Genomic DNA, 13,277 nt, shown 5'->3' on the forward strand with positions numbered 1-13,277 from the left:
GCGGCAGGTATCACATAGGCAACACCGCGTCACGCGCCCGTCACTTGCGCACAAACCGCTATTGACAGCGGCGGCTCAACTAGCCAAGTGAAGCACCGTTTTTCAGCAAAATTCTGGGATGACCACGTTGGCCAAGTCCGAGCTCGGAACCAAGCGTATTTGCCCGACCACGGGCAAGAAGTTCTACGACCTCAACAAGAATCCGGTGATCTCGCCCTACACCGGCGAGGTCGTGCCGATCGCACCCGTGGCCCCGCCGAGAGGCCGTGGCGCCACCGTCAGTTCGCCTGCGACCGCCGCCGAGATGCCCGAGGCGGCCGAGACCGAGGAATTGGTCTCGCTCGAGGAGGCCGATGCCGAGGAGAACACCGGCAAGGTCAAGGCCGTGGTTCCCGAATCCGAGGACGATATCGAGGTCGATGAGACCATCGATGACGATGACGACGACGATTCGACCTTCATCGCCGACGAGGAAGAGGGCAATGAGGACGTGACCGACATCATTGGTGACGTCGGCGGTGATGAAGAGACTTGAGATCGGCGCCGATCTATGATCAACGGTGCTGCCGCGCGAGTCGCTTAGGCCGCGCGGGCCGGGATCGATCCCCCAGGGTCATCCCAACTGGATAAGGGGCCATAGCTCAGCTGGGAGAGCGCTTGCATGGCATGCAAGAGGTCGGCGGTTCGATCCCGCCTGGCTCCACCAGCCTTCGCTCGCTTCGCGAGCTTCGGCTGGGCAAGCCCGGGAAGTCCATCGTAGCGAAGTGAGCGAAGGCTGCCCCGCCATAGCCCGAAGGGCGACGGCGGGCTGAGGCAAGCTGCTCAGTTCCAAACTCCAACTGCTTGGGTATCCTTCATCGCGGAGGATGCGCCATGAAATACGTCTACGTTCTTGAAAGCCTTGATGCTCAGCATTTCTATGTCGGCACCACCGACGACGTGCATGCCCGCCTGGCAAAGCACAATGCCGGTGAAGTCCCACACACATCGAAGTATGGGCCGTGGCGGCTCAGGACCTACGTTGCATTCAGCGACCAAAAGCTCGCCGTCGCATTCGAGCGCTACCTAAAATCCGGCTCAGGTCGAGCATTTGCGAAGAAGCATTTCTAACCTGGGAATCGGACGTCGCCCCCAGCTCCACATTCACCCTGTCGCGCACCGCGACGATCCTTCATCGCCAGCTGCTATCGCGATCCGCCACACGTTTTTGATCTAGAGCAAAGCTCGAAAGTCCATTGGTTGCTACCCTATCCGGCGCCAACGGACGCGAAACATGAGCTATTCCACCTGGACGGAATTCTTGCGGTGCCCCAGGTGCCAACGCACTGGTCATGCTCAGCTCTCGGAGATCCTCCCCTTTAGAAATCGGATCGATCTGATCCCGGAGGGCTTCGAGATTCTTCACGACGAACGCGGCAACGATTTCCAGTGCAAGACCTGCAGAGTGCCAGCCTTGCCATGACTCAGCCTTGTTATGACTAAGCCATGCCATGACAGGGTGCGCCGCGTTCCCGGATAAGAGACCGCCCCCTACTCCCCCAGCACTGCATTCAGCCGGTCGCGCAGCGCGACGATCTCATCCTTCATCGCCAGTAACTCGCCGACCGTGCAGTCCGAGGCCGCGAGGATCGACTGCGGAACGGCCTTGGCCTTTTCGCGCAGCGCGTGGCCCTGCGGCGTCAGCGCGATCAGGACCTGGCGCTCGTCGTCGGTGCTGCGGGTCCGCTTGATCAGTTCGGCCGCCTCGAGCCGCTTGAGCAGCGGCGTCAGCGTGCCGGAATCCAGGAACAGGCGCTCGCCGAGGTGCTTCACCGGCACGTCGTCGCGCTCCCACAGCGCCAGCATCACGAGATACTGCGGATAGGTCAGCCCAAGCCGGTCGAGCAGCGGCTTGTAGACGCGGTTGAAGGCGTGCGCGGTCGAATAGACCGCAAAGCAGATCTGGTTATCGAGCCGCAGCGCCTGATCCGCCGCCGTTGGTTTCCTGACCATGATTCCCATCGAATCCATCTCGTTTCCGGGTCATTCTGGGCTCACAGGAGCCGGGATTCAATTGCGAACAATTAAATGTGAGGCCACATATTTTATATTGTGCGCAATCTAATTGCGTGCAATATACCGTTCGTCGAACACGAACTCAAGTCCACCGAAGTCCAAACCCAAGGGAGACCACCATGTCTGTGAACGTGCTCTACAAGACCAGCGCCAAGGCAACCGGCGGCCGCGACGGCCATGCGGCGACGCTCGACGGCGCGCTCGACGTCAAGCTCACCACCCCGAAGGAGCTCGGTGGCGGCGGCGGCGCCGGCAACAATCCGGAGCAGCTGTTCGCGGCCGGCTATGCGGCCTGCTTCATCGGCGCCATGAAGTTCGTGGCCTCGCAGGGCGGCCCGAAGGTTCCTGCCGACGCCTCGGTGACCTCGACGGTCGGTATCGGCCCGCGCTCTGCAGGCGGCTTCGGCCTCGCCGTCGAGCTCGCCGTCTCGCTGCCCGGCCTTCCCCGGGCCGAGGCCGAAGCGCTGGTCGAAAAGGCCCACCAGGTGTGCCCCTATTCCAACGCGACCCGCGGCAATGTCGACGTCAAGCTGAGCGTCGTCTAATTCGCCTTCCGCCAATGGTCCGCCACATCAGCGTGGCGGACCATTGCATTTGCAGGAGATCATTGCATTTCGAATGCCAGTTCGCTTGGCGAACGCAGGCGCGGCCCACTGCATGGGCCTGCGCGGACGGGAGCATTGCTGCCTCGCCCGAAGACCGTTAGCTCTGGGGCCTCGTTTTGAGTCCCAACTGAGCGAAGGTTGCTTCCATGAATACCCCAGCGGCTACGGGCGCGATGACCGGACTGCGCGTGATCGATCTGACGCGCGTGCTCGGCGGCCCGTATTGCACCCAGATCCTCGCCGACCACGGCGCCGACGTGATCAAGGTCGAGCCGCCCGCCGGCGATGAGGTGCGCGACTGGGGCCCTCCCTTCCACGAGGAAGACGCGGCCTATTTCGTCGGCATCAACCGCAACAAGCGCTCGATCGGCCTCGACCTCGCCTCCGAGGGCGGACGCGTGGTGCTGATGAAGATGCTCGAGACCGCCGACGTGCTGATCGAGAATTTCAAGCCGGGCACGCTCGACAGATGGGGCATCGGCAACGACGTGCTGCGCGCGAGGTTTCCGCGCCTCGTGCATTGCCGGATCTCCGGCTTCGGTGCCGACGGCCCGCGCGGCGGCAATCCGGGCTATGATGCGATCATCCAGGCGATGACCGGCATGATCGCGGCCACCGGCTCGCCGGAGAGCGGCCCGATGCGCATCGGCGTGCCGCTGGTCGACATCACCACCGGTCTCTATGCGGCGATCGGCATCCTGATGGCGCTGTCGGAGCGGCAGCGCTCCGGGCTCGGCCAGTTCATCGAGACGACGCTGTACGAGACCGGGCTTGCGATCATGCATCCGCACACCGCGAACTATTTCATGCACGGCAAGCCGCCGTCGCTCACCGGCAACGAGCATCCCAACCTCGTGCCCTACGCGATCTTCCCGACCAAGACCGACAACATCTTCATCGGCGTCGGCAATGACGGCACCTTCCGCAAGCTCGCCAAGGAAATCGGCAAGCCGGAGCTCGGCACCGATCCGCGCTTTGCCCGCAACAAGGACCGCATCGCCAACCGCGATGCGCTGCGGGCGGAGCTTGCCGCGGTGTTCCGCCAGCACGAGGCCGAGCCGCTGTGCAACCGGCTGCTCGCGGCCGGCCTGCCGGCAGGCCCGGTGCAGAAGATCGACCAGGCGCTGACCAACCCGCACACCATCCATCGCGGCGACGTCATCGAGAAGGATTGGTACAAGGGCGTCGCCTCGCCGATCCGCCTCGAACGCACCAAGCCGAGCCTGCGCCGCACGCCGCCGAAGTTCAGCCAGCACGCCGCGGAAGTGCTCGGCGAGTTCGGCTACTCCAAGGACGAGATCAACGGCCTGGTTGAGAAGGGCGTGGTCTGCGGTCCCCAGCGCAAGCGCTAAACCTCACGCCTGCTCTGCGGTGCAACGTCGCGTCCGGCGTTGCACCGCACGGACGCGGCCGCAATCTCCGCCTTTTTTACCGCTTCCCTTTGCTTCGGCTTCCCCCCTACCATGACTTTCGTTTATACGGTCATTTGAACGTCATCCGGCGCTGTTAACGCGCGCAACGAAAGATGGCGTTCCAACCGGGAGGGGTTTTGATGATCTTTCGACGACTCGGCGCTGCTGCGGCAGCCGCTGCCGCGCTTGCATTCGCGTCGCCAGCATTTGCGGTGACCGAGATTCAGTGGTGGCACGCGATGACCGGCGCCAACAACGACGTCATCGTCAAGCTGGCCAACGACTTCAACGCCGCGCAATCCGACTACAAGGTCATCCCGACCTACAAGGGCGGCTACGCCGACACCATGAACGCCGGCATCGCCGCCTTCCGCGCCGGCAACGCGCCGCATATCATGCAGGTGTTCGAGGTCGGCACCGCGACGATGATGGCCGCCACCGGCGCCGTCAAACCGGTCTACAAGCTGATGGCCGATGCCGGCGAGAAGTTCGATCCGAGCGTCTACCTGCCCGCGATCACCGGCTACTACTCGACCTCGAAGGGCGAGATGCTGTCATTCCCCTTCAACTCGTCGTCGACCGTGATGTGGGTCAATCTCGACGCGCTGAAGAAGGCCAACATCGCGGAGATTCCGAAGACCTGGCCGCAACTGTTCGATGACGCCAAGAAGCTGAAGGCGGCCGGCTACGCCACCTGCGGCTTCTCCGGCTCCTGGGTCACCTGGGTCAATCTCGAGCAGCTGTCGGCCTGGCACAACGTGCCGCTCGCCAGCAAGGCCAACGGCCTCGACGGCTTCGACACCGTGCTCGAATTCAACGGCCCGTTGCAGGTCAAGCACCTCGAGACTCTGGTCGAGTTGCAGAAGGACAAGATCTACGACTATGCCGGCCGCACCAACACCGGCGAAGGCCGCTTCACCTCGGGTGAGTGCCCGATCTACCTGACCTCGTCGGCCTTCTTCGGCAACGTCAAGGCGCAGGCCAAGTTCAACTTCACCGCGGCGCCGATGCCGTACTATCCCGACGTCAAGGGCGCGCCGCAGAACTCGATCATCGGCGGCGCCTCGCTCTGGGTCATGGGCGGCAAATCGGCCGAGGAATACAAGGGCGTGGCCAAGTTCCTGACCTTCCTCTCGGACACCGACCGCCAGATCTGGATCCACAAGGCCTCGGGCTATCTGCCGATCACCAAGGCAGCCTATGCCAAGGCCAAGGAAGAGGGCTTCTACAAGGACCAGCCCTATCTCGAGACCCCGCTGCTCGAGCTCACCAACAAGGAGCCGACCGAGAATTCCCGCGGTCTGCGCCTCGGCAACATGGTGCAGCTGCGCGACATGTGGTCGGAGGAGATCGAGCAGGCGCTGGCCGGCAAGAAGACCGCCAAGCAGGCGCTGGACGCCGCCGTCGAGCGCGGCAACCAGATGCTGCGGCAGTTTGAAAAGACCGCCGTCCGCTGACATGATGCCTTCGGCATGATCCGGAAAAGTGCGAAGCGGTTTTCCGGAAAGATCATGCCCAAACGACGAGCTAAAGCGCGACGATCTCGTCGCGCTTTAGGGCCATCCCCCGGCAGGCCGCGACCTCGCGGCCTGCCCTTTTTGCCGAGACCATGCAAAAGCAAGCGATTTTCCAATCAAAGCTGTTGCCTTACGCGCTGGTTGCTCCGCAACTCGCGATCGTCCTGATCTTTTTCTACTGGCCGGCCGTGCAGGCGGTGATCCAGTCCTTCCTGCTGCAGGACGCCTTCGGCCTGTCCACCAGCTTCGTTTGGTTCGAGAACTATCTCGAACTGTTCAAGGACCCGACCTATTTCGCGGCGATCGTCAGGACCTTCGTGTTCTCGTTCGCGATCGCGGTCTCCTCGCTGTCGTTCGCACTGCTGCTCGCGGTGATGGCCGACAGGCCGCTGCGCGGCTCGACGCTCTACCGCACGCTGCTGATCTGGCCCTACGCGGTGGCTCCGCCGGTGGTCGGCGTGCTCTGGGTGTTCATGCTGCACCCCTCGCTCGGGGTGCTGTCGCGCTATTTGCGCGGCATGGGCATCGACTGGAATCCGCTGCTCAACGGCGACCAGGCGGCGGCCCTGATCATCCTCGCCGCGGCCTGGAAGCAGATCTCCTACAATTTCCTGTTCTTCCTCGCCGGCCTGCAGAGCATCCCGAAGAGCGTGATCGAAGCCGCCGCGATCGACGGCGCCCGTCCGATGCGGCGGTTCTGGACCGTGATCTTCCCGCTGCTGTCGCCGACCATCTTCTTCCTCCTGGTCATCAACATCGTCTACGCCTTCTTCGACACTTTCGGCATCATCGACACCATGACCCGCGGCGGTCCGGGCAAGGCGACCGAGACGCTGGTCTACAAGGTCTATACCGACGGTCTGCTCGGCGGCAATCTCGGCTCCTCGGCGGCGCAGTCGGTCATCCTGATGGTCATCGTCGTCGTGCTGACCGGCATCCAGTTCCGCTTCGTCGAACGCAAGGTGACCTACTGATGGTCGAGGAGGAAGGCTTCCAGCGCTATCTGGCTCACGCCATCCTGTGGATCGGGATCGCGATCGTTGCCTTCCCGGTCTATCTCGCGATCGTCGCCTCGACCCAGGACAACGCGGTCATCGCCAACGGCCAGATGTCGCTGTTGCCGGGCGGCCACTTCCTCGAGACCTACTACCAGACGCTGTTTGTCGGCACGAGCGGCTCGACCCGCGAGCCGGTGCTCAACATGATGCTGAACTCGCTGATCATGGCGCTCCTGATCGCGGTCGGCAAAATCGCGATCTCGATCATCTCGGCCTACGCGATCGTGTATTTCCGATTTCCCTTCCGGATGGCGATCTTCTGGATCATCTTCATCACCCTGATGCTGCCCGTCGAGGTGCGCATCTACCCGACCTACAAGATCGTCGCCGATCTGCATCTGCTCGACAGCTATGCCGGCCTGTCGCTGCCGCTGATCGCCTCGGCCACCGCGACGCTACTGTTCCGCCAGTTCTTCATGACCGTGCCGGATGAACTGCTCGAGGCCTCGCGGATCGACGGCGCGGGCCCGTTCCGCTTCTTCTGGGATACGCTACTGCCGCTGTCGCGCACCAACATGGCCGCGCTGTTCGTGATCCTGTTTATCCTCGGCTGGAATCAGTATCTCTGGCCGCTGTTGATCACCACGCGCGACGACATGCAGACCATCCAGGTCGGCATTCGCAAGATGATCACCACGACCGACGCGCTGACCGAATGGCCGGTGGTGATGGCGACCGCGCTGCTGGCGATGCTGCCGCCGGTGTTCGTCGTGGTCGCGATGCAGAAACTGTTCGTGCGCGGATTGGTGGAGACGGAAAAGTAATGGCTAACGTCACGCTGCGCAGCGTCCGCAAGACCTATCCCGGCGGCTTCGAGGCCATCAAGGGCGTCGATGTCGACGTCGGCGACGGCCAGTTCTGCGTGCTGGTCGGCCCCTCCGGCTGCGGCAAGTCCACGCTGCTGCGCATGGTCGCGGGGCTCGAGACCATCACCGGCGGCGAGATCGACATCGGCGGCCGCGTCGTCAACCAGATCGAGCCCGCCGATCGCGACATCGCGATGGTGTTCCAGAACTACGCGCTCTATCCGCACATGAGCGTCTACAACAACATGGCCTACGGCCTGCGCAACCGCGGCATGGCCGAGACCGAGATCAGGACCCGGGTGGAGGAAGCCGCCCGCGTGCTCGAGCTCTCGCCGATGCTGGAGCGCAAGCCGCGCCAGCTCTCCGGCGGCCAGCGCCAGCGCGTCGCGATGGGCCGCGCCATCGTGCGTCAGCCGAAAGTGTTCCTGTTCGACGAGCCGCTGTCGAACCTCGACGCCAAGCTGCGCATCGCGATGCGGGTCGAGATCCGCAAGCTGCAGCGCCGGCTCAACACCACCTCGATCTACGTCACCCACGACCAGCTCGAGGCGATGACGCTCGCCGACATCCTCGTGGTCATGAATGGCGGCCAGGTCGAGCAGATCGGCAATCCGCTCGACATCTATCAGAGGCCGGCGACCACCTTCGTCGCCTCGTTCATCGGCGCGCCGCCGATGAACCTGATGCCGCTGCGCTCGGACGAGCTGAAGTCCCAGATCACGGGCGCCGATGGCGCCGGCATTGCTGGGATCCGGCCGGAGGATTTCGTCATTACCAACGAGACGGTATCCGGCGGCGTCGCGCTCGGCCTGACCGTCGAGGCGATCGAGCATGTCGGCGCCGAGACCTTCGTCTATGGCAGCCGTCAGCGCGAGCAGCAAAGCGTGGCCGCCAATCCCGGCGAGCTGCCGCCGGGCGAGGTGATCGTCCGGGTTCCCGGCGCCACCGGCCCCGCCATCGGCGAGCAGATCCGGGCGGTCGCCCCGCGGGACAAACTGCATCTTTTTACCGCTGACGGCCGCAAGCGGGTCGGGCAATAACCAATCGGGAACGATTGGGAGCCATGCTGGCGCGTTTTCGAGCGAAGTGGACGCCGGTTCGCGTGAAGAAAACGCGGTCAAAACAAAAGGCTGGAGCTTCGGTTCTGATTTCATCAGACCCGATATGCTCCAGGCGGCATTTACGCTGGTTTCAGAGGCGCTTGAACGCTATCCAGATCACTCCCATATTGGCTTGTGACCGACGGGCAAGCGGCCCGCCGGTTGCATGGGGTGCCGCAAGGGCCCCTCAAAGTCGCTTCGAGAGGACTTTGTAATGTCTCGTGTTCCATCGTTGTCCAGTCCGTTCCTTCTGGGATTCGACGAGATCGAGCGTGCGCTCGACCGCGTCGTGAAGGGCGCCGACGGCTATCCTCCTTATAACATCGAGCGGTGCGACCGTACCAACGGGCAGCCTGAGCGGCTTCGCATCACACTGGCGGTGGCGGGCTTCACCCGTGACCAACTCGATGTGACCATTGAGGAAAATCAGCTCGTCATCCGCGGCCGCCAGCAGGACGACAAGGCTCGGCAATACATCCATCGCGGCATCGCCGCGCGCCACTTCCAGCGCACCTTCGTGCTGGCGGAGGGGATGCAGGTGCTGGGCGCGGATCTGAAGAACGGGCTGTTGTCGATCGACCTGGCCAGGCCAGAACCTGAACGGGTCGTTAAGACAATCGCTATCAGTGAACACGAATAATAGAAACCAGGAGCGGACTCGACCGCTTATCTGACTGAGGAGTCGAGACCATGAGTGAAGCGAGTATCATCTACCAGTCCGACAGCGTCACGCCGGAAGCGCTGGCCCATCTGGGCGAGGGCCATATCGCCTATGTGAAGCAGGTCCGTTCCGAGGACGTGCCCGACCTCTTTCCGCAGGCGCCGAAGATCGCGCCGGGCCTCAAGCTGTTCGCACTGCATGCCGCCGACGGCACGCCGATCATGCTGACCGACAGCCGCGAAGCCGCGATCGCGAACGCCTGGAGCAACGAACTGCAGGCCGTTAGCGTCCACTGACGCTGCGCTGAATTCAGCATCCGCGAATTCAATGCGCGGGCATGCCTCGACACCGGTCGAGGCGGCCCGCGCATTCTTATTTTGGGCTCCGTCCTGCGGGTAGTTGCAGTTGTCACAACTTTAACGAAGCCCGCGGTAAGCTTCCCCGATATGACGCCATGGGTGCGCGGTGCCTATGATCAGTAGATCGTCTAACTGGGGTGTTCTGTTTGGCGGACTGGCCTCGCTTGTCGTCGCCTGCTGCCTCACTCTTGCTTGGTCGAGAGAACCCGGCAGCTTTGTCATGTTGCTGGTGTTGTTCGTGCCCGCTGTCACGATCATGGGCGGCATCGCCGGCGGATTTCTGTTCGGCATCGTCGGTACCATCATTGCTCTCAGCAGGCATCGTATCGAACCGTCACCGCTGAGTTATGCGCTGCTGGGAGGACTTGTTTCCCTGGGAGCGCTGGTGCCGTACGCGTCGTGGATAGCGGGCGGGATCCTTCCAGCGCTGCAAGGGCGGCAGGGTGTTTATGTGTTGCTTCCGACCGGGCTGCTACCGGTTATGATCGCGGGCCTCCTTGTTGGATCGAAAGTTGCTTCGGAAGAGAACGCGCACGCGACGCATGGCGCGCAGACAACTCCACCCCCGCTCGGTGGGTCTCCTACTTGAGCCGCGGGCTGAGACTGGGCCGCGACAGGCGGCGGAACGCATCAATCATGTGACGATCCGCGTAGACGTGGCGAGCATCGGGCCCATGCACAGCTGCACCTCGCCCGGCACATTGTAGGTGCGCATGATCGCGCGGCTGTCGCGCATGCCACAAGCCTCCCGCTGCACCACGAACATCCAGAGCGCGTGGCCGGCCTCCCGCACCAGAACGCGCCGCGCCTGCGGCCTGGATGCAGGCGCGCCCGAGGCCAGTTGCGCGGCATCGAACTCGCGCAATTTGGCGAGGGCTTGTTCCAGCGCACGCCCCATTCGTCCGAGCGCAGAAGCCTTCTCCTCGGCGAGCTCGTAAGCGAGGACGTCGAGGGGAGTACGAAAGCGAAAGTCGAGGGACATCGGTATTCCCTGGGGCCGCGTGCATGATGATGCGCCCCAGATTCTTCTGGCGTGATGGAACGCTTGTCAATAGGCGCTCACGCCGGTGCTTTGGGCAGCAGACCCATGCAGCGGCCTCATTTCGCTCGGCGCCATTCCATGCTGTAATCAGGCCTCGCGACCAACGGTCCGCGCAGCGCTGAGCCTCGATGAACGCAACGCGATAGGGGAATTTGCAGCAAAAGATTATCCGCCGCCAAATCGATTGAGGGAGATGCGACCATGCAGAAGAGCTCGCTGATCAGTCTCATTGCTTCGGTGCCGATCGCCATCCTGGCAACCGGCATCGCGATTTCCGCGCAGGACAAATACACTCTGCAAGTGCCTGGTGGGCTCGCATTCTCCGAGTTCAGGGGATACGAGGACTGGTCGGTGATCGCGATCAGCGAGAACGAAGGCGTCATTGCCGTGATCCTGGGCAATCCGGCGATGATCGGCGCTTACAGGGAGGGCGTGCCCGGCAATGGCAAGCCGTTCCCGGACGGCGCCAAGATGGCGAAGATTCATTGGCTTCTGAAAAAGCAGGAAGCGTATCCCGGCCAGCCCACGGTGCCGGGCGCCCAGCACGACGTCGACTTCATGGTGAAGGACAGCAAGAGGTTCGCCGACAGCGGCGGATGGGGATACGGCGCGTTCGAGTATGACGCGGCGACCGAGGTATTCAGGCCCGCAACCACGGCGGACAATCCGCCGCAGGAAAACGACGCCAAGTGCGGCTATGCGTGCCACACGGTCGTGCAGAACCGCGACTATGTATTCACCGAGTACGGAAAGCGGTGAAAGGCCGGATTGCGCGAGCTAACGCTCCGTCAGCCGTGCGCGGATATCCGGCTTCAGTTTCTCGCTGAACCGAAGTTTTCCGCGCTGATGGCGCGGTCCAGGGCTTCGATCAACGCTTGAACCTCGACGAACTTGCTGCGTGCCCGCTCCGCCTTGTCACGGTCAAAGGGAGCGGCCAGCACCTTCGCATGTGTGTCCCTCTCCTCGATCATGCGATCGCGGGCCTTCTTCAGTGTTTCAAGTCGCTCGCTCATCCGGGTTTTCCCTTACATACCTTCCTCGTTCGCAACCAGGGCTTCAGCCGAACGCAGCCGGAAGATCGCCCTTCCGGAAGAAGACCATGGGCTCATCATCATAGTCGCCCATTTCCGGGTCGCCGGTGGACGAAAATGCAACGACGGCGAGCTTGCTCAACGCCAGTCTCTCCGCTGTTCGCAGCGCGCCATTTGCCGTCTTGCAGACGATTGGAGAGTCGGGCTTCAGATGTCCGCCCTTGCCGGCGTTGAATGCCTGCACGACGTAGGTTGTTTCGCGGGCCATGATGGCTCCTTAAGCTGCCGAGCGACGCGGTTGATGCCAACGACTGCGAACGGCCGCGCTCAGCGCTTCATCGCTTCTATGAGCGCAGAAATCTTGATCGTGGCGAAACTGGAAAAGGTGTCGGACACGGCATATGGCAAAACGATCTGGTCATTGTGCCTCATCGCACCGCAGGTATAGACGACGTTGGGGACGTAGCCTTCGCGCTCGGACGGTTCAGGCCGCAACAACGGCTCGCTCGAGCGTGCCAGCACCCTGGATGGGTCGCGCTTGTCGAGCAGCGCCGCCCCGATCGAGTATTTGCGGACCGGGCCAACACCGTGCGTCAGCAGCAGCCAACCCTCATCAAGCTCGATCGGCGACCCGCAATTGCCGATCTGGACGAACTCCCAGGGAAATTGCGGCCGCAGAACGGCCTGACCGCCTTCCCATGTATAGACGTCGTCTGAAAAGATCAGGTACAGGTTCTCGTTATCCTGTCGCGCGATCATGGCGTATCTGCCGTCGATCTTGCGCGGGAACAGCGCCATGCCCTTGTTGCGTGCCGCGGCGCCCCGCAAGGGCGTCAGTCGAAACGACATGAAGTCGCTGGTCTCGATCAATTCGGAACGGATCGCCCGTCCGCTGTAGGCCGTATAGGTCGCGTAGTAGGTTTTTCGATCACCGTCGCTGAATTCAACAAAGCGCGCATCCTCGATGCCGTTGGATTGGGATTCGGTGATGGGAAAGATGACGCGCTCGCTGAGCTCTTCCTCACCCTTGAAAGTCAACTCGACACGCTCGCCGTCCGGACCGGATATGCGATGGGAAATCCGGGGTAGCGAGGCGAGGCGCGCCGTCGGATCAACGGTCAGGCTGCCATCGGCAGCGATCGTTCCGGTTCGAAAAGTCAGTGACGACACGTGCCCTTCGCCGATCGCACGCAGACTGATGACGACGCGTATGCCGCCGTTCGGCGCACCCGATTGATCGGGGTGCGGCACGATGCTGGGATTGAACAAGGCGGAGGCTTCGAACGAATACTCACTGAGAAAATAGGCGCCAACCAGCTGGCGCTGGGTCTTTGAAAAGACGCCATGCGTCGCGAACGCGTCTTCCATTTCATCCGCGCGGGCTTCGAAGGTCTCCAACAGGTTCCGATGGCGGCCCTGGAAATTGTCCAGGACGTCCGCGAGCTGAGCGGCAACGGCATCCGGATCGAGTGCGAGAACCCGATCGACGATATGATTTGCGCGTATTTTATCGGTCGGATTCAGATCGCGCGGTTCAGTCGCCGGCTTGAACGGCCGCACGATGACCCGCGCGGGATCGGGGCGCAGATGAAGCGCCTGCCGATTCAGGAAAGTAGCTTGTGACACGGTAT

General features: G+C 62.6%; 18 protein-coding genes and 1 tRNA gene. 14 read left to right on the forward strand and 5 right to left on the reverse strand.

Annotated features, from left to right (window positions below):
* Positions 1-127 precede the first annotated feature (127 nt).
* From WDM24_RS41990 to WDM24_RS42000, 3 genes are all read left to right on the forward strand, one after another.
* Positions 128-535: a TIGR02300 family protein gene (locus WDM24_RS41990; protein ID WP_338832542.1), complete on the forward strand. Its 408-nt coding sequence runs from the start codon at positions 128-130 to the stop codon at positions 533-535.
* A 95-nt stretch (positions 536-630) separates the two neighbouring features.
* Positions 631-706: transfer RNA gene (locus WDM24_RS41995), tRNA-Ala, on the forward strand.
* A 167-nt stretch (positions 707-873) separates the two neighbouring features.
* Positions 874-1,110, forward strand: coding sequence for a GIY-YIG nuclease family protein (locus WDM24_RS42000; protein WP_338829876.1), 237 nt, complete (start codon positions 874-876; stop codon positions 1,108-1,110).
* Positions 1,111-1,530: 420 nt separating this feature from the next.
* On the opposite strand, the gene WDM24_RS42005 is transcribed toward WDM24_RS42000, so the two are convergent.
* Positions 1,531-1,992, reverse strand: coding sequence for a MarR family winged helix-turn-helix transcriptional regulator (locus WDM24_RS42005; protein WP_166300067.1), 462 nt, complete (start codon positions 1,990-1,992; stop codon positions 1,531-1,533).
* Positions 1,993-2,174: 182 nt separating this feature from the next.
* Here WDM24_RS42005 and WDM24_RS42010 point away from each other — a divergent pair, with 182 nt between their 5' ends.
* The 10 genes from WDM24_RS42010 to WDM24_RS42055 all read left to right on the forward strand — a co-directional run bounded on the left by WDM24_RS42010 (position 2,175) and on the right by WDM24_RS42055 (position 10,162).
* Positions 2,175-2,600 (forward strand): organic hydroperoxide resistance protein, encoded by a 426-nt coding sequence (locus WDM24_RS42010; RefSeq protein ID WP_212392942.1) that lies wholly within the window; start codon positions 2,175-2,177, stop codon positions 2,598-2,600.
* 206 nt (positions 2,601-2,806) lie between these two features.
* Complete coding sequence (locus tag WDM24_RS42015) at positions 2,807-4,012, forward strand: CaiB/BaiF CoA-transferase family protein (RefSeq protein ID WP_338829877.1); 1,206 nt, start codon at positions 2,807-2,809, stop codon at positions 4,010-4,012.
* Positions 4,013-4,212: 200 nt separating this feature from the next.
* A complete protein-coding gene (gene ugpB / locus WDM24_RS42020) occupies positions 4,213-5,529 on the forward strand; it encodes a sn-glycerol-3-phosphate ABC transporter substrate-binding protein UgpB (protein ID WP_338694224.1) in 1,317 nt (438 codons plus the stop codon).
* Positions 5,530-5,681: 152 nt separating this feature from the next.
* Entirely contained in the window at positions 5,682-6,563 is an 882-nt protein-coding gene (gene ugpA / locus WDM24_RS42025; protein WP_338829878.1) for a sn-glycerol-3-phosphate ABC transporter permease UgpA, read from the forward strand.
* On the forward strand, positions 6,563-7,411 hold the full coding sequence (gene ugpE / locus WDM24_RS42030) for a sn-glycerol-3-phosphate ABC transporter permease UgpE (protein ID WP_029082488.1): 849 nt from the start codon (positions 6,563-6,565) through the stop codon (positions 7,409-7,411). The genes ugpA and ugpE overlap by 1 nt, the downstream gene beginning before the upstream one ends.
* Positions 7,411-8,493, forward strand: coding sequence for a sn-glycerol-3-phosphate import ATP-binding protein UgpC (locus WDM24_RS42035; protein WP_166300077.1), 1,083 nt, complete (start codon positions 7,411-7,413; stop codon positions 8,491-8,493). The genes ugpE and WDM24_RS42035 overlap by 1 nt, the downstream gene beginning before the upstream one ends.
* Positions 8,494-8,539: 46 nt before the next feature.
* A complete protein-coding gene (locus tag WDM24_RS42040; protein ID WP_338829879.1) occupies positions 8,540-8,692 on the forward strand; it encodes a hypothetical protein in 153 nt (50 codons plus the stop codon).
* Positions 8,693-8,767: 75 nt separating this feature from the next.
* Positions 8,768-9,193, forward strand: coding sequence for an Hsp20 family protein (locus WDM24_RS42045; RefSeq protein ID WP_029082490.1), 426 nt, complete (start codon positions 8,768-8,770; stop codon positions 9,191-9,193).
* A 50-nt stretch (positions 9,194-9,243) separates the two neighbouring features.
* Positions 9,244-9,510 (forward strand): DUF1150 family protein, encoded by a 267-nt coding sequence (locus WDM24_RS42050; protein WP_029082491.1) that lies wholly within the window; start codon positions 9,244-9,246, stop codon positions 9,508-9,510.
* A 283-nt stretch (positions 9,511-9,793) separates the two neighbouring features.
* Entirely contained in the window at positions 9,794-10,162 is a 369-nt protein-coding gene (locus WDM24_RS42055) for a hypothetical protein (RefSeq protein ID WP_166300081.1), read from the forward strand.
* A gap of 45 nt (positions 10,163-10,207) precedes the next feature.
* Here WDM24_RS42055 and WDM24_RS42060 read toward each other — a convergent pair whose 3' ends face one another.
* Positions 10,208-10,555, reverse strand: a complete 348-nt coding sequence (locus WDM24_RS42060) for a DUF6665 family protein (RefSeq protein WP_338829880.1) — start codon at positions 10,553-10,555, stop codon at positions 10,208-10,210.
* A gap of 261 nt (positions 10,556-10,816) precedes the next feature.
* On the opposite strand from WDM24_RS42060, the gene WDM24_RS42065 reads away from it, so the two are divergent.
* Positions 10,817-11,374 (forward strand): cytochrome P460 family protein, encoded by a 558-nt coding sequence (locus tag WDM24_RS42065; protein ID WP_338829881.1) that lies wholly within the window; start codon positions 10,817-10,819, stop codon positions 11,372-11,374.
* Between the two features lie 53 nt (positions 11,375-11,427).
* On the opposite strand, the gene WDM24_RS42070 is transcribed toward WDM24_RS42065, so the two are convergent.
* The 3 genes from WDM24_RS42070 to WDM24_RS42080 are packed head-to-tail and all read right to left on the reverse strand — an operon-like array spanning position 11,428 to position 13,272.
* Positions 11,428-11,628, reverse strand: coding sequence for a hypothetical protein (locus WDM24_RS42070; protein WP_029082495.1), 201 nt, complete (start codon positions 11,626-11,628; stop codon positions 11,428-11,430).
* A 43-nt stretch (positions 11,629-11,671) separates the two neighbouring features.
* Complete coding sequence (locus tag WDM24_RS42075) at positions 11,672-11,914, reverse strand: hypothetical protein (RefSeq protein WP_029082496.1); 243 nt, start codon at positions 11,912-11,914, stop codon at positions 11,672-11,674.
* A gap of 59 nt (positions 11,915-11,973) precedes the next feature.
* Positions 11,974-13,272: a glycoside hydrolase family 130 protein gene (locus WDM24_RS42080; protein WP_338829882.1), complete on the reverse strand. Its 1,299-nt coding sequence runs from the start codon at positions 13,270-13,272 to the stop codon at positions 11,974-11,976.
* Between the last annotated feature and the right edge of the window lie 5 nt (positions 13,273-13,277).

It is taken from the genome of Bradyrhizobium sp. 27S5 (assembly GCF_037217225.1).
GTDB lineage: Bacteria > Pseudomonadota > Alphaproteobacteria > Rhizobiales > Xanthobacteraceae > Bradyrhizobium > Bradyrhizobium septentrionale.